The sequence below is a fragment of the Pseudomonas sp. S1_G07 genome, from assembly GCF_054668565.1.
The window spans coordinates 4,821,204-4,841,090 of the sequence record NZ_CP162778.1 but is presented as its reverse complement, the minus strand read 5'-3'; the positions used below and the strand labels follow the sequence as shown (position 1 = coordinate 4,841,090).

Sequence of the window (19,887 nt, the reverse complement as noted above, 5' to 3'; positions counted from 1 at the left end):
ACATGATCTACGCACAACCTGGCACCCCTGGCGCCATCGTCAGCTTCAAGCAGCGCTACGGCAATTACATCGGCGGTGAGTTCGTTGCGCCGCAGAGCGGTGAGTACTTCACCAACACCTCGCCGGTGACCGGCGAAGTGATTGCCGAGTTCCCGCGCTCCAACGCCGCCGACATCGACAAGGCCCTCGACGCCGCCCATGCCGCCGCCGACGCCTGGGGCAAGACCTCGCCGCAGGATCGCTCCCTGGTGCTGCTGAAAATCGCCGACCGCATCGAGCAGAATCTCGACGTGCTGGCTGTGACCGAAAGCTGGGACAACGGCAAGGCCGTGCGCGAAACCCTCAACGCCGACGTGCCCCTGGCCGCCGACCACTTCCGCTATTTCGCCGGCTGCATCCGCGCCCAGGAAGGCGGCGCCGCCGAGATCAACGAACACACCGCGGCCTATCACTTCCACGAGCCATTGGGCGTGGTCGGGCAGATCATTCCGTGGAACTTCCCGCTGCTGATGGCCGCCTGGAAACTCGCCCCGGCCCTGGCCGCCGGTAACTGCATCGTGCTCAAGCCGGCCGAACAGACGCCGCTGTCGATCATGGTGTTTGCCGAGTTGATCAATGACCTGCTGCCGCCGGGCGTGCTCAATATCGTCCAGGGCTTCGGCCGCGAAGCCGGTGAGGCGCTGGCCACCAGCAAGCGCATCGCCAAGATCGCCTTTACCGGCTCCACGCCGATCGGTGCGCACATCATGCATGCGGCCGCCGAGAACCTCATTCCGTCCACCGTGGAACTGGGCGGCAAATCGCCGAACATCTTCTTCGAAGACATCATGCAGGCCGAGCCTGCGTTCATCGAAAAAGCCGCCGAGGGCCTGGTGCTGGCGTTCTTCAACCAGGGCGAAGTGTGCACCTGCCCGTCGCGGGCGCTGGTGCAGGAGTCGATCTACGACGACTTCATGAAAGTGGTGATGCAGAAGATCGTCAAGATCAAGCGCGGCAACCCGCTGGACACCGAGACCATGGTCGGCGCCCAGGCGTCCGAGCAGCAATACGACAAGATCCTCTCGTACCTCAAGATTGCCCAGGAAGAGGGCGCCGAGCTGCTCACCGGCGGCGCGGCCGAGCGTCTGGAGGGCGACCTGTCCAGCGGGTATTACATCCAGCCGACGCTGCTCAAGGGCCACAACAAGATGCGTGTGTTCCAGGAAGAAATCTTCGGCCCGGTGGTGGGGATCACCACCTTCAAGGACGAAGCCGAAGCCCTGGCGATTGCCAACGACAGCGAATTCGGCCTGGGCGCCGGGCTGTGGACCCGCGACATCAACCGCGCGTACCGCATGGGCCGGGCGATCAAGGCCGGTCGCGTGTGGACCAACTGCTATCACCTGTACCCGGCGCATGCGGCGTTTGGCGGCTACAAGAAGTCGGGCGTGGGGCGTGAGAACCACAAGATGATGCTGGATCACTACCAACAGACCAAGAACCTGCTGGTGAGCTACGACATCAACCCGTTGGGCTTCTTCTAACCTGACCCTGTAGGAGCGAGCTTGCTCGCGAAAAACCTCAGGGCAATGCGGGGCATCAGGCACCCCGCGTTATCGTTGACGATCTTCGCGAGCAAGCTGAACTGGTCAAGTATTCTTGGACACCATTTAAGGTTCACGCCGCCAGTCTCTCCCTGACGACCGGAGACCGGTAATCGTTGTAACTGTGAGGCCTGGTGATGTTGTAGCGCGAGACATAACGCTGCACGTCCGCTCGGGCCTCATGTTCTGATGCGTAACCCGTCTCGGGCACCCACTCTGATTTCAAACTTCCGAAGAAGCGCTCCATCGGAGCGTTATCCCAGCATTCGCCTTTACGGCTCATGCTTTGCCGCAGGCCATGCTCCAGCAGCTCATTCCTGAACTTATGACTGGTGTACTGACAGCCTTGGTCTGAATGAAACAGCACCTCTTTAGGACGACCTCTGAGCTCAACCGCCATCCGCAAAGCCTCGCAGGTCAGCGTGGCATCGGAAATCATCGAAAACGACCAGCCCACGATCCGACGGGCGAACAAATCCAGAATCGCAGCAAAATACAGCCATCGCTTGCCGACCTTGATGTACGTCACGTCGCCACACCACACCTGATTGACCGCCGTGACATCAAACTTACGCTTGAGCACGTGCGGTGCCACCAAAGCTTCCACACCGGGCGATTTGTATTTATGGCGTCGGCGCTGGCGGCTGGCGATCCCCGCTTCGCGCATCAAACTGCGAGCCAAGTACCGGCCAATGCGATGCCCTTTCTCTTGCAGCTCCTTCGCCAAAGTCCTCGCTCCCGCAGAAGCCCGCGATGCTTTGTGATGCTTGACCAGCGCGGCTTTAAGCTTCTCTCGCTGAGGATTAGCCTTACCTTGGCGCTGACGCCAAGCGTAAAAGCTGCTGCGGTTGACGCCGAACGCCCGGCAACACCGATTAACGCCGTACTGCTCGTCCAGCTCATCGATCAGCGTGAATGATCTTTGGCGTCCAAAAGCAGGAGAGCACTGGCCTTCCTAAGAAACACCCTCCAGTGGTTGCAGCGTAAAACCAAACTCAGCCGCGCGTCGGTGTAGGCCTTTGACGACTCGCTCGCGATATTTTTGCTCATAGTGATCTGCTCCAGGGTCTTGATAATTCATGCCGAAACGCATGGCGTTGTAGAACAGGATCGCGATCTTTCGAGCGGTAGCCGTGACCGCCTTGGCTTTGCCGATTCGCGCCGCGAGCCGCCGATAAAACGCCCCCAATGCGGTATTGGTTCTGCCGACCGTCACTGCGGCTAAGCGCAGATGGGCGGTCACTCGATTTTTGGTCTTGCGGGTATGGGCCGAAAGTACCTTGCCGCCACTGATGCGACAGCCGGGTGCAAGGGTGAGCCAGGAAGTGAAATGGTGACAAGTCCGCCATCGACTCAGATCCGTGCCACACTCGGCGACCAGCCGAAGAGCCAGGTAGGGGCCGATGCCGTGGATCTGGGTCAGATCAACACCGACCAGTTGATAGAGCAAGGTACGTACATCGAAATTGAGCGCGTTGGGTTGCCGAGTGTTATGCCGTGGTTTTGGCAGCGGCTCAGCGGGCAATGTCTTTTCCTGCGAGAGCTTAATCAACGTTTGTGCAATCTGCTGGTCGCAAACCAGTAGCTGCGCTTGATAAGCGTCATACATGGACAGCGCCTGCGTCAAAGCGAAAACGTGCTCGGGCTGGTAGTTGCCGACCAGCGATGCCTCAATCACATCAACACCTGCCTTGCAGCGCTTGTCACTCAGCGCCGCTAACGAGGAGGGGTTGCGCTCGCCTGCGACGATGGCGCGAATTATCCGCATCCCCGACAAGCCGGTGATATCGGCCACAACGTGATGCAATTGCAGGTTCATGTGCGTGAGAGCTTTTTGCATGTGCTGAATATGCGCCGCGGCATAATCGAGATGACGCTCCCGCAGCCGCAAATAGCTGCGCAAAGCCGAAATCTCACGATCAGGGTGAAAGCTGGCTCGAAGCAGCCCACATGCATGGAGTCGTTGAATCCACTGTGCATCATTCACATCGGTTTTGCGCCCTGGCACCGCACGGGCATCACGCGCATTGGCGAGTACGACCTGAAGGCCGTGCGCTTCCAGTATTTCGTAAACCGGAATCCAGTAAACGCCTGTTGATTCCATGGCGACCGTCGTTATCCCAAGACTTACCAGCCAGTTGGCCATGCGCTCGAGATCGGCAGTGAAGGCCTGGAAAGTTTGAACGGATTCTTTGGCCAGGTCTGCAGGAACGGCCACCACATGAAAGCGTGAGCCAATATCAATGCCGGCTGCGTAATCATGAATAACCGGTAACCCACGCTGCTTCAGATCATGCTTTTTCATGAGCACCTCCAGTCAAGTTGAACTGGACGGGGACTCGGATCAAATCACCTTCCTAAACGGGGTCACGGAACGTGCCACCACTAACGGGTCCGCAGCTTCCCCTGGGTCAAGTTTTTTGACGGGGACTAAGCCTCCAAAAAGCCAGCGACCACTGTCCAGTAAGATCAGTGTAGAACGCAGTGTTTCTAATCCAATGGGCCGCGGAGCGCCGGGGAGGCGGTTTTTTAGGATTTCGATGTCCAGATCTTTCTCCCTGAGCAGGGCTTTGAGCCTCTGAATCTCTCGCTGGTCGGCGGTAATCGCCTTGGCGCCTACCGGCGTCGAGCCCAAACGCTCTTTGCGTACCTGATCGACCCAACGACGCAAGGCGGTAGGGCCTATATCCAAACTGGCACACACCTCGGTAACCGGCTGGCCTTCGTCCAGCACCATGCTGGCAGCCTTGAGCTTGAACTCACTCGAATAAGATTTACGCATATCCAAACACCTCAGATTTGGGCGCCATCATAGCGCCCGATTGAAGTGTCCAAAATCATTAGGCCAGTTCAAACTCGCTCCTACAGGGGGGCGACGGGGGTATGCCCGCTACCAATGCATGCGCCCAGCTCGTTCCAAAGTAGCATTCGCCCCTTTGACCCCCCATGCATTAATGCCTTTACCGGAATCTTCCGGCACAACAAGAGGACTCTCCCCATGTGGACCAAACCCGCGTTTACCGACCTGCGTATCGGCTTTGAAGTGACCATGTACTTCGCCAGCCGCTGATCCATCTCCGGCCAGCCGCGTGCTGGCCGGTGCCGTATTGGGCATGACCCTTTGGTCTGATTGCATTCGCCTCTGGATGGGTTAGTGTGGAGCGCATCTTCCAAAAATAATAACAACAGGCTTTCCAATGAGCCCCAATCTGAGCCTCCTGCGTAAATTCGTCTCGCCTGAAATCATCTTTGGTGCCGGCTGCCGGCATAACGTGGGCAATTACGCCAAGACCTTCGGTGCGCGCAAGGTCCTGGTGGTCAGCGACCCCGGCGTGATCGCCGCCGGCTGGGTAGCCGATGTGGAAGCCAGCCTGCAGGCCATCGGCATCGACTACTGCCTGTACAGCGCCGTCTCGCCCAACCCCCGTGTCGAAGAAGTGATGCTCGGCGCCGAGGTGTACCGCGACAACCATTGCGACGTGATCGTGGCCATCGGCGGCGGTAGCCCCATGGACTGCGGCAAGGCCATCGGCATTGTGGTTGCCCATGGGCGCAACATCCTCGAATTCGAAGGCGTGGACACCATTCGCGTGCCCAGCCCGCCGCTGATCCTGATCCCCACCACCGCCGGCACCTCGGCGGATGTGTCGCAGTTCGTGATCATTTCCAACCAGCAGGAACGCATGAAGTTTTCCATCGTCAGCAAGGCGGTGGTGCCGGATGTGTCGCTGATCGACCCGGAAACCACGGCCAGCATGGACCCGTTCCTGTCGGCCTGCACCGGCATCGACGCGCTGGTGCATGCCATCGAAGCATTCGTGTCCACCGGCCACGGTCCGCTGACCGACCCCCACGCCCTGGAAGCCATGCGCCTGATCAACGGCAACCTGGTACAGATGATCGCCAACCCCGCCGACATTGCCCTGCGCGAGAAGATCATGCTCGGCAGCATGCAGGCCGGCCTGGCGTTCTCCAATGCGATCCTTGGCGCGGTGCACGCGATGTCCCACAGCCTCGGCGGCTTTCTCGATTTGCCCCATGGCTTGTGCAACGCGGTGCTGGTGGAGCATGTGGTGGCGTTCAACTACAACTCGGCGCCGGAGCGCTTCAAGGTCATCGCCGAGACGTTTGGCATCGATTGCCGGGGCCTCAATCATCGGCAGATCCGTGGGCGACTGGTGGAACACCTGATCGCCCTGAAACATGCGATCGGTTTCCATGAAACTCTGGGCCTGCATGGGGTGCGCGTGGCGGATATTCCGTTTTTGTCCCAGCATGCGATGGACGACCCGTGCATCCTCACCAACCCCCGTGAGTCGAGCCAGCGTGACGTCGAGGTCGTGTATGGCGAAGCGCTCTGACGACCAGCAACAGGCACTGGCCGGGCTGCTGGGGCTGGGCAACCACTCGGCGCGCAAGAGCCATTACCCGGAACTCACCGCGCGCCTGGATGAGCTGGAGGCCGAGCGCAAGCGCTATATTCGCCTCAACGATGAACTGGAGCAGCGCGTTGCCGCGCGCACCGACGAATTGCTGGAAGCCAACCGCAACCTGCAACAGCAGATCGCCCAGCGCGAGCAGGTCGAGCAGGCCCTGCGCGATGCCCGCGACGCCGCCCAGGCCGCCAACCGCAGCAAAGACAAATACCTCGCCGCCGCCAGCCACGACCTGCTGCAACCGCTCAACGCGGCGCGGCTGCTGATCTCCACCCTGCGTGAGCGCAACTTGCCCAGCGTCGAGCAGGTGCTGGTGGAGCGCACCCACCAGGCCCTGGAAGGCGCGGAGGATTTGCTCACCGACTTGCTCGACATCTCGCGCCTGGACCAGGCGGCCGTCAAACCGGACGTGGCCCTGTATCGGCTGGATGAGGTGTTTGCACCGCTGGTCTCGGAGTTTCAGTCGGTGGCCCAGGCCGCCGGGCTGAACCTGCGTGTGCGCATGGGCCATTATGCGGTGCGCACCGACCTGCGCCTGCTCACGCGGATTCTGCGTAATTTTCTCAGCAACGCCTGCCGCTACACCGAAGAAGGCTGCATCCTGCTTGGCGCCCGGCGGCGCGGGGAGTGCCTGCGCCTGGAGGTGTGGGACACCGGGCGCGGCATTGCGGCCGACCGGTTGGAGGCGATCTTCCTCGAGTTCAACCAGCTGGATGTGGGCCGGGCCTCGGACCGCAAAGGCGTGGGGCTGGGGTTGGCGATTGTCGAGCGTATCGCCGAGGTGCTGGGCTACCCGATTGCCGTGCGTTCCTGGCCGGGGCGTGGCTCGATGTTCAGCATCGAAGTGCCCCTGAGCGCCGAGATGCCCCTGGCGATCAGCCAACTGCCGGTGCAACCGACCACGGGCAATCCGTTACCAGGCCGGCGTCTGCTGGTGATCGACAACGAAGTCAGCATCCTCGATAGCATGCGCGCGCTGCTCGGCCAGTGGGGCTGCGAAGTGGTCACCGCCACCGACCTGGCCGGCGCGTTACTGGCGTTGCAGGGCCGGGCGCCGGAACTGATCCTGGCGGACTACCACCTGGACCATGGGGTGGTGGGTTGCGAGGTGGTCAAGCACCTGCGCGAGCATTTCGCGCAGAAGATCCCCGCCGTGATCATCACCGCCGACCGTACCGACCAGTGCCGTCGCGCCCTGCGACGGCTGGATGCGCCCTTGCTGAACAAACCGCTCAAGCCCGGTAAGTTGCGGGCGGTGTTGAGCCAGTTATTGGTCTAGAGACTGATACCTGTCAACACGCCGTGCGGTGCCGTGCCTCATGCTCAGGGCCTGATCTGAAGGCACGGAGTACATCATGAGCGCGGCATCATTCAAATTACCCCTGGGCCTGGTGGTCGCCGTGCTGGTGATGGCCGGCGTGCTGCTGTTGCCACTGCCCGTCGGCTTGCCGGTGGCCGGGCAGCGCATGCTGGCGATCCTCGCATTCGCGGTGGTGGTGTGGATCACCGAAGCGGTGTCCTATGAAGCCAGCGCAATCATGATCACCTCGCTCATGGCGTTTTTGCTCGGTACCGCGCCGTCGCTGCAAGACCCCACGCACCTGATCGGTACCAGCCCGGCCATCAGCATGGCGCTCACCGGGTTCTCCAACCCGGCGCTGGCGCTGGTGGCGGGCGCGCTGTTCATCGCCGCCGCCATGACCCACACCGGCCTGGACCGGCGCATCGCCCTGGTCACCCTGAGCCGAATCGGCACCAGCACCCGGCGTATTCTGCTGGGAGCGATTGCGGTGACCATCCTGCTCAGCCTGGTGGTGCCCAGCGCCACCGCGCGCAGTGCCTGTGTGGTGCCGATCATGATGGGGGTGATCGCCGCGTTCGGTGTCGACAAGCGCTCGAACATCGCCGCCGGGATCATGATCGTCGTGGCCCAGGGCACCAGCATCTGGAACGTCGGTATCCAGACCGCCGCCGCGCAGAACCTGCTGACCGTGGGCTTTATGGACAAGATGCTCGGCCAGCGCGTGTCGTGGATCGACTGGCTGATCGCTGGCGCGCCGTGGGCGCTGATCATGTCGGCGGTGTTGCTGTTCCTGGTGCTCAAACTGCTGCCGCCGGAAACCGAGAGCATCCCCGGCGGCAAGGAAGCCGTGGCGCAATCGTTGGTGGACATCGGCCCGATGACCGGGCCGCAGAAGCGCCTGCTGGCTGTGTCGGTGCTGCTGTTACTGGCCTGGGCCACGGAAGGGCGCCTGCACAATTTCGACACCACCTCGACCACCTATGCCGGGCTGGTCTTCCTGCTGCTGCCGGGGATTGGGGTGATGACCTGGAAGGATGTGCAGTCGCGTATCCCATGGGGCACGGTGATTGTGTTCGGCGTGGGCATCAGCCTGGGCACGGCGTTGCTGACCACCCAGGCCGGGCAGTGGCTGGGTTCTACGGTTGTGGCCCACACGGGGTTGGATCAGGTGGGACCGTTGGGGGTGTTTGCAATTCTTGGGGCATTTTTGATCGTGATTCACCTGGGGTTTGCCAGCGCCACGGCGTTGACCTCGGCGTTGTTGCCGATTCTGATTGCGGTGTTGCAGAACCTGCCGGGGGATTTCAGCCGGTTGGGCATGACCATGCTGTTGGGGTTTGTGATGAGCTACGGGTTTATCCTGCCGATCAATGCGCCGCAGAACATGGTGTGTTTGGGCACCGGCACGTTTACGGCGCGGCAGTTTGCCAAGGTGGGGGTGTTGGTGACGCTGGTCGGGTATGGGTTGATGTTGGTGTTTGCGGCGACTTATTGGAGCTGGTTGGGGTGGATCTGATTTGGAGTCGCACAGCAAACTGGCCCGCTCGCCATCAGTTGCGTCCTCACCATCTGCCGCCTATGATTCGTCCCGTCACTGCAAAATCAGTGATCGGGTTTGGTCACCCGTCCAATGTCAGGCGCACAAGCGCCAACCGAAGTATTTCAGGCGCTTTTTTTGTGCCTGCGATAATGCTTCATGGTGGGCTGTGCGCGGGGCACTTTCGAGTGCGCCGGGTGCCTGACATCCCGGTTGACCAACCTGCGTACGGCCTGCCACCTTTCGTTTGGTCACGAGGCTGGTGGCTCCATCAATGTCAGGAGCTTCACCATGAAAAAAACGGCTCCCAATCCCCCTGAAGCAGCCTTCAGCCATCCGCTCTTTTGCGTTCGTTCGGACTTGAGCACGGAAGAATTGCTGAGCAATGCCAGTGAAATTATCGAGACAGCCGCGGTCACCGGGCATGAGGCTGCTCAACATATGCAAGGCGTTCATCGTGAGCAACTGATGACACTGGTGCAATCAGTTGAAATGGCGCAGATATTGGTCGAGGCGGCCTTGGGCCGCGAGTGCCCTGTAGCGTCCTGATCACGGTCCTCAAAACAAAGCAGATCAACTGCGGGAGCGGGCTTGCTCGCGAAGACGTCGGCCCAGCAAACATTGGCGTTGACTGACCCACCGCTTTCGCGAGCAAGCCCGCTCCCACAGTTTTGACCGTGCCGACTTCGATGATCACTTGTTCCTTCGAAATGGCAAGATGAACTCCGCTCAGGTTTACTACTCCCTAAGTAACCCCCAGCAACATCACCTGTCGGCTCATCCAGGTCATCGAATGGACAAATACACCCCCCGCACCTGGGAACCCCACGAGCGCCCGAGCCTGCCGGGTTCGCCGTCGACGCCGTGGCACCCCACGCACAAGCGTTGGCTGTATGCGCTGGTCGGTGTGCTGGTGGCCATCACCGGTGGCCTCGGTAACGCCCTGGTGATCGCCAACCTGCAATACCTGCAAGGCGCCCTCGGTGCGACCACCGCCGAAATGGCCTGGTTGCCCGCCGCTTATGTGATGACCAACGTGTGCATGAACCTGCTGCTGGTCAAGTTCCGCCAGCAGTTCGGCCTGCGCGCGTTTACCGAGGTGTTCCTGGTGTTGTATGCGCTGGTGACCTTCGGCCACTTGTTCGTCAACGATCTCAATTCGGCCATCGCGGTGCGGGCGGCCCATGGCATGGTTGGCGCGGCGCTGAGTTCGTTGGGGTTGTACTACATGATCCAGGCGTTCCCGGCCAAATGGCGTTTGAAGTCCCTGGTGCTGGGCCTGGGCACGGCGCAGTTGGCCTTGCCGCTGGCGCGGCTGTTTTCCGAAGACCTGCTGCAGATCGCCGAATGGCGCGGCCTGTACCTGTTCGAACTGGGCATGGCGCTGATCTGCCTGGGGTGCGTGTTTTTGCTCAAGCTGCCGCCGGGTGACCGCTTCAAGACCTTTGAGAAACTCGACTTCCTTACTTTCGCCATCCTCGCCAGCGGCGTGGCCTTGCTCTGCGCGGTGCTGTCCCTGGGGCGTATCGACTGGTGGCTGGAGGCACCCTGGATCGGCGTCGCGTCAGCCTGTTCCCTGGTGCTGATCATGACGGGCCTGGCCATCGAACATAACCGCGCCAACCCGCTGCTGATGACCCGCTGGCTGGGCAGCGGCACCATGATCCGCCTGGCTTTGGCGGTGATCCTGATTCGCATGGTGCTGTCGGAGCAGTCCACCGGTGCGGTGGGGTTCATGCAGATGTTGAACATGAGCTACCAGCAGATGCACACGCTGTACGTGGTGATGCTGGCCGGCGCCATCAGTGGCTTGGTGGTCAGCGCGCTGACGATCAACCCGGCGCACCTGCTGATGCCGCTGGTGATTTCCCTCGCGCTGATGGCCGCAGGCTCGGTGATGGACAGTTTCTCCAGCAACCTCACGCGCCCGCAGAACCTGTACATCAGCCAGTTCCTCCTAGGCTTCGGCGGTACGTTCTTTCTGGGGCCGACCATGGTGCTGGGCACGAAAAACGTGTTGGCCAACCCGCGTAACCTGGTGAGCTTTTCGGTGATGTTCGGCATTTGTCAGAACCTCGGCGGCCTGATCGGCGCGGCGTTGCTCGGCACGTTCCAGATCGTGCGCGAGAAGTATCACTCCAGCATGATCGTCGAACACCTGACCCTGCTTGACCCACGCGTGGCCGCACGGGTGCAGAGCGGCGGCTCGGCTTATGGCGGCATCGTCGGCGACCCGGAACTGCGCAACCTCATGGGTATTCGCAGTCTGGCCACGGCGGCGACCCGTGAGGCGAACGTCATGGCTTACAACGATGTCTTCATGCTGATTGCGATTATCGCGATGCTGACCATGGTCTGGATTTTTATCCGCAGTCTGTGGCTGATGAGCACCACCAAAGCAGCCACTTCCGTTCAACCCAGCGGCGCCACTTCATGACCGAACCGACCACCACGACCACCAACGCCATCGCCGCCACCCCTGAGGGCACTACGCCGCCCGGCGCCACGGTCACCGAGCCGCGCTCATTGCGCGTGCGCATCCTCTCGTCCCTGGGCTTTGCCGCGATTGCCATCGTTGGGGTGATGATCGTGCTGTATGCCTGGCAATTGCCGCCGTTCAGCAGCGCGGTGGAAACCACCGAGAACGCCCTGGTGCGTGGCCAGGTGACGATCATTGGCCCGCAGCTCAGCGGTTATGTCGTTGAAGTGCCCGTGCACGACTTCCAGTACGTGAAAACCGGCGACCTGCTGGTACGCCTGGATGACCGCATCTATCAGCAACGCCTCGACCAGTCGCTGGCGCAGTTGGCGGTGCAGAAGGCCTCGCTGGCCAATGTGGTGCAGCAACGCAACAGCGCCGAAGCGACGATCAAACTGCGCCAGGCAGCGTTGACGGACAGCCAGGCCCAAGCGCGCAAAAGCACCGCGGACCTGCGTCGCAACGAAGCGTTGATCAGCGACGGTTCGGTCTCCAGGCGCGAGCTGGACGTGACTCGCGCCGCCCATGCGCAGACCCTCGCGGCCGTCGCACAAGCCCAGGCCAGCCTGGAAATTGCGCGGCAGGATTTGCAGACGGTGATCGTCAATCGCGGTTCCCTGGAAGCGGCGGTGGCGAGTGCCGAGGCGGCGGTGGAGCTGGCGCGTATCGACCTGTCCAACACGCGCATCACGGCGCCACGTGACGGGCAGTTGGGGCAGATTGGTGTGCGGCTGGGGGCCTACGTCAACTCCGGCGCGCAGTTGATGGCCCTGGTGCCGAAGCAGCTGTGGGTAATCGCCAACATGAAAGAAACCCAGATGGACAAGGTGCAGGTCGGCCAGCCGGTGACGTTCACCGTGGATGCGCTGAACCACCGCAGGTTTCATGGCACGGTGCAGCATATTTCCCCGGCCACGGGCTCGGAGTTCAGCCTGTTGCAGGCGGACAACGCCACCGGCAACTTTGTGAAGATTGCCCAGCGCGTGCCGGTAAGGATTACGGTGGACCCGAATCAGGCCGAGAGCGAGCGGTTGCGGCCGGGGTTGTCGGTGGTCGTCAGCATCGACACCGCCGGGCGCCTGAAAAACTCACCACCCTGAGCCGGCCCCCTGTAGGAGCGAGCTTGCTCGCGAAGATCGTCAACGATAACGCGGGGTGCCTGACGCCCCGCATTGCCCTGAGGTTTTTCGCGAGCAAGAACTAGGCGTCCCCCTCGCTCCTACAGGGGGGTGTATTTCAGGCTGAAATCGAGGTGGGTGGATTGGCCTTGCTCCAGCAGTTTCAGGCCCGGCCTGCCCGGCAAGTGATGGGCATTCACCGGATGACTTACCGGCTCGATACAGAAGAACCCCAACCCCGGCGGGCAGTACAGCAGGAAATAATCGGCGCCGCTGGCCCGGCATTCCAGGGCATAACCCAGCTCCGGTTGTTCGATCCGGCAATGCCCGTCCCATTGGCAGAAGCCGTTGTCCACGAGGCCGTCGGGCAGGTTTTTCAACGTCCGGAAATCCCATTCGGCCGGCACCGCCGCCACCCCGGTCGGTAGTTTGGTCGCGTCACTCAGCCACACCTGCGCTGACTTGGCCTGCAAGCGTGTATTCGGCTTGCGCGGAAAGTACGGATGCAAGCCCAGGCCATGCCATGCGGCTTTTTCCGCCAGATGAGTCACGCGCAAGGCGATGCTCAGCTCGCCATTGTTCAAGCGGATCCGCTGTTCGGCGCGATAGGCGAACGGCGTCTCGCATACCATCTCCAGTACCACTTCATCCGCCGTCTGGCTGACCAGCTGCCACGCCTGCTGCCAGGCCGAGCCATGAATCGGCAGCGGATCGGTGAGGCTGTTCGGCGTGAGTGCCAACCACCCGTCGGGGTTGTCGAAACCGCCGTGGGCAATGCGGTTGGACCACGGCGCCAAGGGGTAGCAGCCCAGTTTGCCGGGCAGACCGGTGTTGATTGCCTGCTGGTCGTTATGCCGCAACAGCGGCTGGCCGGTGGCGCGCACGCTCCAATTGACGAGGCTGCCGCCGATATCGGGGGCGATGACCAGGTGAGTGAGTTGATCCTGAAGTTCAACGAAGTTCAAAGACACAATTGACCTGCCGAATGAAGTAGAACAAACACCAGTGACCACTGGTGTTTGCCAGGTTGGGTTTACAGCACCACGCTCGGCAACCACAGCGACAATGCCGGAATGTAGGTCACTGCCATCAGGATCAGGAACAGCACGGCATAGAACGGCAGCAGCGCGGTCACGGTTTTTTCGATACTCACCTTGCCCACCGCCGCGCCGACGAACAGCACCGCGCCCACCGGCGGGGTGATCAGGCCGATGCCGAGGTTGACCAGCATGATCATGCCGAAATGCACCGGGTCGACGCCGATACCGAGCACCACCGGCAGCAGGATCGGTGTGAGGATCAGGATCAGCGGCGCCATGTCCATCACCGTGCCGAGGAGCAGCAACATGACGTTGATGCACATCAGGATCACGTAGCGGTTGTCCGACAGGGTCAGGAACAGTGTGGTGATCTTCGCCGGGATCTGCATCAGCGTCATGATGTAGCCGAAGCTGGCAGCGAAAGCGATCAGGATCATCACGATGGAAATGGTGCGCACCGTGCGGTGCATCAGTTTGGGCAGTTCGTTCCACTTGTAGTCGCGGTAGATGAACATGGTCACGAAGAAGGCCCACAGCACGGCAATTGCGGCCGATTCGGTGGCGGTGAAGATACCCGAGAGGATCCCGCCGAGGATGATCACCATGGCCATCAGGCCCCAGAGGGCGTCGGCGGCGATTTTCAGCGCCTGCTTGAGGGGGATGACATCGCCTTTGGGGTAATCGCGTTTCTTCGCGAAGATCAGGCACAGCACCATCAGGCACGCGCTCATCAGCAGGCCCGGCACCACGCCGGCCATGAACAGCGAGGCAATGGACACCGTGCCGCCGGCCGCCAGGGAGTAGAGCACCGAGTTGTGGCTGGGCGGGGTGAGCAGCGCCTGCACCGAACCGCTGACGGTCACGGCGGTGGCGAACTCACGCGGGTAGCCACGGCGTTCCATTTCCGGGATCAGCACCGAGCCTACCGAGGCGGTATCGGCCACCGACGAGCCGGAAATCGCGCCGAAAAACGTCGAGGCCACGATATTCACCAGGGACAGGCCACCGCGTACGAAACCCACCAGCACCCCGGCAAACGCCACCAGGCGCCGCGACATACCGCCCTCGGCCATGATCGCCCCGGCCAGCACGAAGAACGGGATCGCCATCAGCGAAAACTTGTTCACCCCGCCGGCCACCTGGATCATCAGGGCCTGGAATGGGATGTCGATCCACCACGCGCCGATCAGCGCCGACAAACCCAGGGCGTAGGCCACCGGCATGCCGATCAGGATCAAGGCGATAAAGCTGCCCAACAGAATCAATGCGTCCATATCAGGCAGCCCCTTCGCTTTCTTCCACCAGGTCGAAGCGCACCACGCGCCGGTTGCTCTGGTCACCGAGCAGGAGTTTTTCCACCACGAAGATCAGCGTCAGCACCCCACCGATCGGGATCGGCATATAGGTGATGCCCACGCGCAGGGTGGGGATGGCGCTCATGAACTGGTTCCAGGTGGACAGGCATAGCTTGCTGCCCCAAATGGCCATGAACAGGCAGATGGTGCCCATCAGCAATTGTGAGCAGATGCCGACGATTCGCCGTTGGGCGGGGGGCAGGCGGTCGGTGACCATGGCCACCGACATGTGCGCGCCGGCGCGGTAGCTGGCGGCGGCGCCGATAAAGGTGAACACCAGCATCAGCAGGATGGCGGTAGGTTCCGGCCAACTGGAGCCGGTGCCGAGGACGTAGCGGGCGAAGATGCCCCAAGGGATGATCAGCGCGACGCCGAGAACCGAGAGGCCGGCGACCCAGATGCAGGTCATGTAGATGCGGTCGTTGATGCGCAGCAGTAGATTCTTCATGGCGTTCACCGTGACCGGGCGCGTCGGTACGAACCGCGCCGGGCCTTGTCAGGGAGGAGGGCGTTACTGAACGGCGTCTATACGCTGGATGATGTCGGCGTAAGGCGCGCCGTACTTGGCGCGAACCGCTGCGGTGGCGTCGTAGAAGGGCTTTTTGTCGACGGTGATGAACTCGACGCCGGCAGCCTTGAGCTTGGCTTCGCTGCTGGCGGACTTGGCATCCCACAGCACGCGTTCATCGGCCTGGGCGACCTTGGCGGCTTTTTTCACCATGTCCTGCTGGGCCGGGGTGAGTTTGTTCCAAGTGATTTTCGACATCACGATGGGTTCAGGCAGGATCAGGTGTTCGGTGAGGGTGTAGTACTTGGCGTTCTGGAAATGGTTGTGTTCCAGCATGGTTGGCGGGTTGTTCTCCGCGCCGTCGATCACCCCGGTCTGCAAGGCGCTGAAAATCTCGCCGGTGTCCATTGCGATGCCGTTGGCGCCCATGGCGTTGAACGCGTCGATGAACAGCGGGTTGCCTTGCACGCGAATCTTCATGCCCTTGAGGTCTTCGATCTTGCGCACCGGTTTCTTGGTGTAGAGGTTGCGCGTGCCGCCGTCCATCCAGGCGAGGGCCACCAGGCCGAACTCGGAGTCGGTGATCTTGGCGAGGATCTCGTCGCCGATCTCGCCGTCGATGACCTTGCGCATATGCGCCTGGTCACGGAACACGAACGGCAGGTTGAACACGTTTACGTCCGGCACCACCGGGCCGACGATGCCGAGGCTGACGCGGGTCATCTGCACCGCGCCGACCTGGGCCTGTTCGACCACTTCCTTTTCCGAGCCCAGCACGCCGCCGGGGAAGTACTTGAAGGTCAGTTCGCCGTTGCTTTGCTGGGTCAGGGCCTTGCCCATGTTTTCTTCGGCAACCACGGTGGGGTAGCCGGCGGGGTGGATGTCGGCGAATTTTATTTCCAGTGCCTGGGCGGCACTGCCGAGGGTGGCGACGAGTGGAAATGCAGCGGCCAGCAAGGTGCGTTTGAAGTCCATGGGATGTCATTCCTGTCTTGTTATTGTTGTGTTCAAGGCGCAGCGGTGCAGCTAGAGGGTGAAGCAGGGTTCGGGTAAGCCTTTGACGCCGGGGTTAAGGGCGAATACGCCGCCGGCGATGGAGTGGTCGCTCTGGTCGTCACGGATCGAGGTGACGAACAAGGTGTCCAGGCGACTGCCGCCAAAGGCGCACATGGTGGGTTTTTTCACCGGCACGCTCAGGGAACGGTCCAGGCGGCCATCGGGGGTGAAGCGGTGGATCAGGCCGGCGTCGTTGGCGCAGATCCAGTAGCAGCCGTCTGCGTCGACCGCGGCGCCGTCGGGGCGACCGGGGTGCGGGTGCATGTCGACGAACACGCGGCGATTGGACGGGGTACCGGTATCGATGTCGTAGTCGAAGGCCCAGATCTGCTGCACCAACGGATGCGAGTCCGAGACGTACATCGTGCGGCCATCGGGGCTGAAGGCCAGGCCGTTGAGGGTGATAAAGCCATCCAGTAGGGCATGAGGCGCCGAACCTGACGCATAGCGGTAGAGGATACCCTCGGCCGCATTCAGCCCCATGTTCAATACCATGCTGCCGGCCCAGAAGCGGCCCTGGCGATCACAGCGGCCATCGTTGAGGCGCATGTCCGCGCGCGGGTGCTCGACACTGGCCAGGGGCGTGGTGTCGAGGCTGCCGTCGCTGTGCGGGGTGAGCTGGAAAAAGCCGGTTTCCATGCCGGCGACCCAGTTACCCGTCGTGGTACGGGCGATACAGGCGAGCATCTGCGGGGCTTTCCACGCTGCCACATGGCCGGTGCTGGCGCTCCAGCGTTGCAGGCCGCCGTTGGGGATGTCCACCCAGTACAGCGCGTTTTCCTCCGGCACCCACACCGGGCATTCGCCCACGGCATTGCGGGCGTCGACGATCAATTCAGCAGTCATGGCCACTCATTCCCTTGGGTTGGTGTGAACTCAGTCACCGAATGGCCCGGCCGCGCAGAAGGCGCCGCCTTGATAAACCGCCGCCGGGTCATCGGCGGCCACGGGTGGCAGGGCTTCGACCTGGGCACGGAAGACTTCGGAGGTGTCCTTGGGCGCGTAGCCGAGGTGGGCGGCGTAGCGGTTGTCCCACCAGGTGTCGAGGTTATCCGACATGCCATAGACCACGGTATGCCCCACATTCGGGGTGTACAGCGCGCGTTCGAGCAGTTGGGTGAGGTCGTCGAAGCTCAGCCAGGTGTGCATCATCCGGCGGTTCTGCGGTTGCGGGAACGAGGAGCCGATGCGGATGCTCACGGTCTCGATGCCGTAACGGTCGAAGTAGAAACTGGCCATGTCTTCGCCATAGGACTTGGACAGGCCATAGTAGCTGTCCGGGCGGCGAGGGGAGTGAGCGTCGAGGGTTTCGCCCTGCTTGTAGAAGCCGATCACGTGGTTGGAACTGGCGAAGATCACGCGCTTGACGCCATGGCGGCGGGCGGCTTCGTAGATGTGGAAAACCCCGCTGATGTTCGCGCCCAGCACCTCTTCGAAGGAGCGCTCCACCGATACACCGCCAAAGTGCAGGATGGCGTCGACGCCCTCCACCAGGTGGTGCACGGCCTGTTTGTCGGCGAGGTCGCAGGGCTGAACTTCTTCCGATGCATCGGCAGCCGGGGCCATGTTGGCGATGTCCGACAGGCGCAGTACCTGGGCGTAGGGGCGCAGGCGTTCGCGCAGGACTTTGCCGAGGCCGCCGGCGGCACCGGTGAGGAGGAGGCGGTTGAAGGGAGCTGGGGTGGTGGTCATGGGGATTCCAAATTTTTTGTTGTAGGTTGTCGTATGACTGTGTCGAAGTATTGTTAGGGGACCCCAGGTTGTCAATGCTATTCCAGACGAGTGAGATTCAAATGTAGGAGCTGGCTTGCCTGCGATGGCGTTGTGTCAGGCAAGCCGGTGCTAACTGACCGACCGCTATCGCAGGCAAGCCAGCCCCCACACGGCCTTGAAAATGGCGTTCGCCGCGAAGCCCTACAGCAGGGAAATCGGATAGCTGACGAAAATCCGATTCTCATCGAACTCGTTGGTGCTGAAGTCTCGACGGATGGTCGCGTTGCGCCATTTCACGTTGAGGTTCTTCAGCGCACCGCTCTGTACGGTGTAGGCCAGCTCCGATTCACGCCCCCATTCCTTGCCATCGGTGATCGCGCCGGTGTGCACGTTGCTGCCGCTGATATAGCGGTTCATCAGGGTCAGCCCCGGCACGCCGAGTACCGCGAAATTGAAGTCGTGGCGCACCTGCCAGGATTTTTCCTTGGCGTTGTCGTAGCTGGAGTTGTAGCTATCGTTGGCCAGGGTGCCGCCGCTGGTGCCGTTGACGCGCATCCACACGCTGTTGCCGGTGAGCTTTTGCAGGCCGACATAGAAGGTGTTGCCGCCGTACTTGGCCGAGAGCAGGGCGAACGCGGTCTTGTTGTCGAGGTCGCCGGCCAGGGCGCTGCCGTCTTCCTTGCCGTTGAAGAAGCCGAGGTTGGCGCCCAGGGTCCAGTCGCCCACGGGTTGGCTGTGGGTGAGGTTGACGTACTGCTGCTGGTAGATGTCGGTCAGCTCGGCGTACCACAGGCCGACCTGGGTGCGTTTGTCGTTGAAGGTGTATTCGCCGCCGCCGAAGTTGAAGCGGTCGGAGGTGAACGCGGCTTTGCCGTTCATGAACATGTCTTCCATGCTCGCGTCGTTGCGTGGGCTGTTGCCACGGAACTGGCCGCCGTAGAGAGTCAGGCCGGCGATTTCATTGGACGTGACCTGACCGCCGCGAAAGGTCTGGGGCAGGGAGCGGCCATCGTCGGAGCGCAGGATCGGCAGTACCGGCATCCACTCACCCACTTTCAATTCGGTCTTCGACAGCCTGGTTTTCAGCGCCACGCCCAGGCGTCCGAAGTTATCGGCGGGGCGGCCGTCGTCGTGGATCGGCAACAACTGGGTACCGCCGGTACCTTTGCCGCCATCGAGCTTCTGCGAGTACAGGCCCAACACATCAAGCCCGAAACCCACGGTGCCCTGGGTGAAGCCGGACTTGGCATCGAGAATGAAGCTCTGCGTCCACTCTTCAGCCTTGCCTTGGGCATTGGCGGGGTTGGTGAAATTGCGATTGAAATAGGCGTTACGCAGGTTCAGCGTGGCCTTGGCGTCGTCGACGAAGCCTTCGGCGTGGGCGCCGATCGGCAAGGTGAAGGCCAGGCTGCCGAGACTGATAAGACCGAGACGCGAGGAGGAATTGCGGGCGAATTGACGCACAGTGAGGCTCCCTTGCTTTTGTTGTTTTTATTTTTGTCATACGTCGTCGTACAACATTAGCGCGGATATTTGCGGGGTTTCCGTTGGGTGTCAAGCAGTAGTTATACGATGACTTGCGGTTAGTGGATGTGAAACGTCAACGATAACGCGGCAAACCCGATCCCCCGCGGCGTCCTCGGGTTTTTCGCGAGCTAGCTCGCTCCTACAAAAGTTACCGGTCAGTGCCCATGCCGAGTGGGGCCCGTGGACAAGCCCGCTCGCCACAAAAACAGGGTCGTTTAAGTAACAAGTTAAT

18 protein-coding genes are annotated in these 19,887 nt (G+C 61.6%); 8 read left to right on the top strand and 10 right to left on the bottom strand.

Annotated features, from left to right (window positions below; all coding sequences use genetic code 11):
• The first annotated feature begins 2 nt into the window (after window positions 1-2).
• On the top strand, window positions 3-1,523 hold the full coding sequence (exaC, locus tag AB4O05_RS21935; RefSeq protein WP_460135324.1) for an acetaldehyde dehydrogenase ExaC: 1,521 nt from the start codon (window positions 3-5) through the stop codon (window positions 1,521-1,523).
• A gap of 133 nt (window positions 1,524-1,656) precedes the next feature.
• On the opposite strand, the gene AB4O05_RS21930 is transcribed toward exaC, so the two are convergent.
• The 3 genes from AB4O05_RS21930 to AB4O05_RS21920 are packed head-to-tail and all read right to left on the bottom strand — an operon-like array spanning window position 1,657 to window position 4,365.
• Window positions 1,657-2,481, bottom strand: coding sequence for an IS3 family transposase (locus AB4O05_RS21930; protein ID WP_460137752.1), 825 nt, complete (start codon window positions 2,479-2,481; stop codon window positions 1,657-1,659).
• A gap of 57 nt (window positions 2,482-2,538) precedes the next feature.
• Complete coding sequence (locus AB4O05_RS21925) at window positions 2,539-3,888, bottom strand: IS110 family RNA-guided transposase (RefSeq protein WP_126587413.1); 1,350 nt, start codon at window positions 3,886-3,888, stop codon at window positions 2,539-2,541.
• 39 nt (window positions 3,889-3,927) lie between these two features.
• Window positions 3,928-4,365, bottom strand: a complete 438-nt coding sequence (locus tag AB4O05_RS21920; RefSeq protein ID WP_460135325.1) for a transposase — start codon at window positions 4,363-4,365, stop codon at window positions 3,928-3,930.
• Between the two features lie 216 nt (window positions 4,366-4,581).
• On the opposite strand from AB4O05_RS21920, the gene pqqA reads away from it, so the two are divergent.
• The 7 genes from pqqA to AB4O05_RS21885 all read left to right on the top strand — a co-directional run bounded on the left by pqqA (window position 4,582) and on the right by AB4O05_RS21885 (window position 12,438).
• Window positions 4,582-4,653, top strand: coding sequence for a pyrroloquinoline quinone precursor peptide PqqA (gene pqqA / locus AB4O05_RS21915; RefSeq protein ID WP_010209364.1), 72 nt, complete (start codon window positions 4,582-4,584; stop codon window positions 4,651-4,653).
• A gap of 127 nt (window positions 4,654-4,780) precedes the next feature.
• Complete coding sequence (gene ercA, locus AB4O05_RS21910) at window positions 4,781-5,944, top strand: alcohol dehydrogenase-like regulatory protein ErcA (protein WP_460135326.1); 1,164 nt, start codon at window positions 4,781-4,783, stop codon at window positions 5,942-5,944.
• Window positions 5,928-7,298, top strand: a complete 1,371-nt coding sequence (locus AB4O05_RS21905) for an ATP-binding response regulator (protein WP_460135327.1) — start codon at window positions 5,928-5,930, stop codon at window positions 7,296-7,298. Before ercA ends, AB4O05_RS21905 begins: the two co-directional genes overlap by 17 nt.
• A 76-nt stretch (window positions 7,299-7,374) precedes the next feature.
• On the top strand, window positions 7,375-8,838 hold the full coding sequence (locus AB4O05_RS21900) for a DASS family sodium-coupled anion symporter (RefSeq protein WP_460135328.1): 1,464 nt from the start codon (window positions 7,375-7,377) through the stop codon (window positions 8,836-8,838).
• Window positions 8,839-9,150: 312 nt separating this feature from the next.
• A complete protein-coding gene (locus AB4O05_RS21895) occupies window positions 9,151-9,408 on the top strand; it encodes a DUF6124 family protein (protein ID WP_460135329.1) in 258 nt (85 codons plus the stop codon).
• Between the two features lie 244 nt (window positions 9,409-9,652).
• Window positions 9,653-11,296, top strand: a complete 1,644-nt coding sequence (locus AB4O05_RS21890; protein ID WP_460135330.1) for an MFS transporter — start codon at window positions 9,653-9,655, stop codon at window positions 11,294-11,296.
• Window positions 11,293-12,438: an HlyD family secretion protein gene (locus AB4O05_RS21885; RefSeq protein WP_460135331.1), complete on the top strand. Its 1,146-nt coding sequence runs from the start codon at window positions 11,293-11,295 to the stop codon at window positions 12,436-12,438. The genes AB4O05_RS21890 and AB4O05_RS21885 overlap by 4 nt, the downstream gene beginning before the upstream one ends.
• Before the next feature lie 119 nt (window positions 12,439-12,557).
• On the opposite strand, the gene AB4O05_RS21880 is transcribed toward AB4O05_RS21885, so the two are convergent.
• From AB4O05_RS21880 to AB4O05_RS21850, 7 genes are all read right to left on the bottom strand, one after another.
• On the bottom strand, window positions 12,558-13,421 hold the full coding sequence (locus AB4O05_RS21880; RefSeq protein WP_460135332.1) for an aldose 1-epimerase: 864 nt from the start codon (window positions 13,419-13,421) through the stop codon (window positions 12,558-12,560).
• 68 nt (window positions 13,422-13,489) lie between these two features.
• Window positions 13,490-14,770: a TRAP transporter large permease gene (locus tag AB4O05_RS21875; RefSeq protein ID WP_460135333.1), complete on the bottom strand. Its 1,281-nt coding sequence runs from the start codon at window positions 14,768-14,770 to the stop codon at window positions 13,490-13,492.
• Window position 14,771: 1 nt separating this feature from the next.
• Window positions 14,772-15,299 (bottom strand): TRAP transporter small permease, encoded by a 528-nt coding sequence (locus tag AB4O05_RS21870; protein ID WP_460135334.1) that lies wholly within the window; start codon window positions 15,297-15,299, stop codon window positions 14,772-14,774.
• 63 nt (window positions 15,300-15,362) lie between these two features.
• Window positions 15,363-16,334: a TRAP transporter substrate-binding protein gene (locus AB4O05_RS21865; RefSeq protein ID WP_460135336.1), complete on the bottom strand. Its 972-nt coding sequence runs from the start codon at window positions 16,332-16,334 to the stop codon at window positions 15,363-15,365.
• A 51-nt stretch (window positions 16,335-16,385) separates the two neighbouring features.
• Window positions 16,386-17,261 carry an SMP-30/gluconolactonase/LRE family protein gene (locus AB4O05_RS21860; protein ID WP_460135337.1) on the bottom strand — a complete coding sequence of 292 codons (876 nt, stop codon included), beginning with the start codon at window positions 17,259-17,261 and terminating at the stop codon, window positions 16,386-16,388.
• Window positions 17,262-17,291: 30 nt separating this feature from the next.
• On the bottom strand, window positions 17,292-18,107 hold the full coding sequence (locus AB4O05_RS21855; RefSeq protein WP_460135339.1) for an NAD-dependent epimerase/dehydratase family protein: 816 nt from the start codon (window positions 18,105-18,107) through the stop codon (window positions 17,292-17,294).
• Window positions 18,108-18,329: 222 nt separating this feature from the next.
• Window positions 18,330-19,592 (bottom strand): OprD family porin, encoded by a 1,263-nt coding sequence (locus AB4O05_RS21850; RefSeq protein WP_460135340.1) that lies wholly within the window; start codon window positions 19,590-19,592, stop codon window positions 18,330-18,332.
• Window positions 19,593-19,887 lie beyond the last annotated feature (295 nt).

Bases quoted from the DNA above. Each gene is read 5' to 3' on its own strand.
- AB4O05_RS21870 (WP_460135334.1), bottom strand. From the start codon at position 15,299: ATGAAGAATCTACTGCTGCGCATCAACGACCGCATCTACATGACCTGC.
- AB4O05_RS21920 (WP_460135325.1), bottom strand. From the start codon at position 4,365: ATGCGTAAATCTTATTCGAGTGAGTTCAAGCTCAAGGCTGCCAGCATG.
- AB4O05_RS21860 (WP_460135337.1), bottom strand. From the start codon at position 17,261: ATGACTGCTGAATTGATCGTCGACGCCCGCAATGCCGTGGGCGAATGC.
- AB4O05_RS21925 (WP_126587413.1), bottom strand. From the start codon at position 3,888: ATGAAAAAGCATGATCTGAAGCAGCGTGGGTTACCGGTTATTCATGAT.
- AB4O05_RS21855 (WP_460135339.1), bottom strand. From the start codon at position 18,107: ATGACCACCACCCCAGCTCCCTTCAACCGCCTCCTCCTCACCGGTGCC.
- AB4O05_RS21875 (WP_460135333.1), bottom strand. From the start codon at position 14,770: ATGGACGCATTGATTCTGTTGGGCAGCTTTATCGCCTTGATCCTGATC.
- AB4O05_RS21865 (WP_460135336.1), bottom strand. From the start codon at position 16,334: ATGGACTTCAAACGCACCTTGCTGGCCGCTGCATTTCCACTCGTCGCC.
- AB4O05_RS21890 (WP_460135330.1), top strand. From the start codon at position 9,653: ATGGACAAATACACCCCCCGCACCTGGGAACCCCACGAGCGCCCGAGC.
- AB4O05_RS21885 (WP_460135331.1), top strand. From the start codon at position 11,293: ATGACCGAACCGACCACCACGACCACCAACGCCATCGCCGCCACCCCT.
- AB4O05_RS21900 (WP_460135328.1), top strand. From the start codon at position 7,375: ATGAGCGCGGCATCATTCAAATTACCCCTGGGCCTGGTGGTCGCCGTG.
- AB4O05_RS21905 (WP_460135327.1), top strand. From the start codon at position 5,928: ATGGCGAAGCGCTCTGACGACCAGCAACAGGCACTGGCCGGGCTGCTG.
- exaC (WP_460135324.1), top strand. From the start codon at position 3: ATGATCTACGCACAACCTGGCACCCCTGGCGCCATCGTCAGCTTCAAG.
- ercA (WP_460135326.1), top strand. From the start codon at position 4,781: ATGAGCCCCAATCTGAGCCTCCTGCGTAAATTCGTCTCGCCTGAAATC.
- AB4O05_RS21895 (WP_460135329.1), top strand. From the start codon at position 9,151: ATGAAAAAAACGGCTCCCAATCCCCCTGAAGCAGCCTTCAGCCATCCG.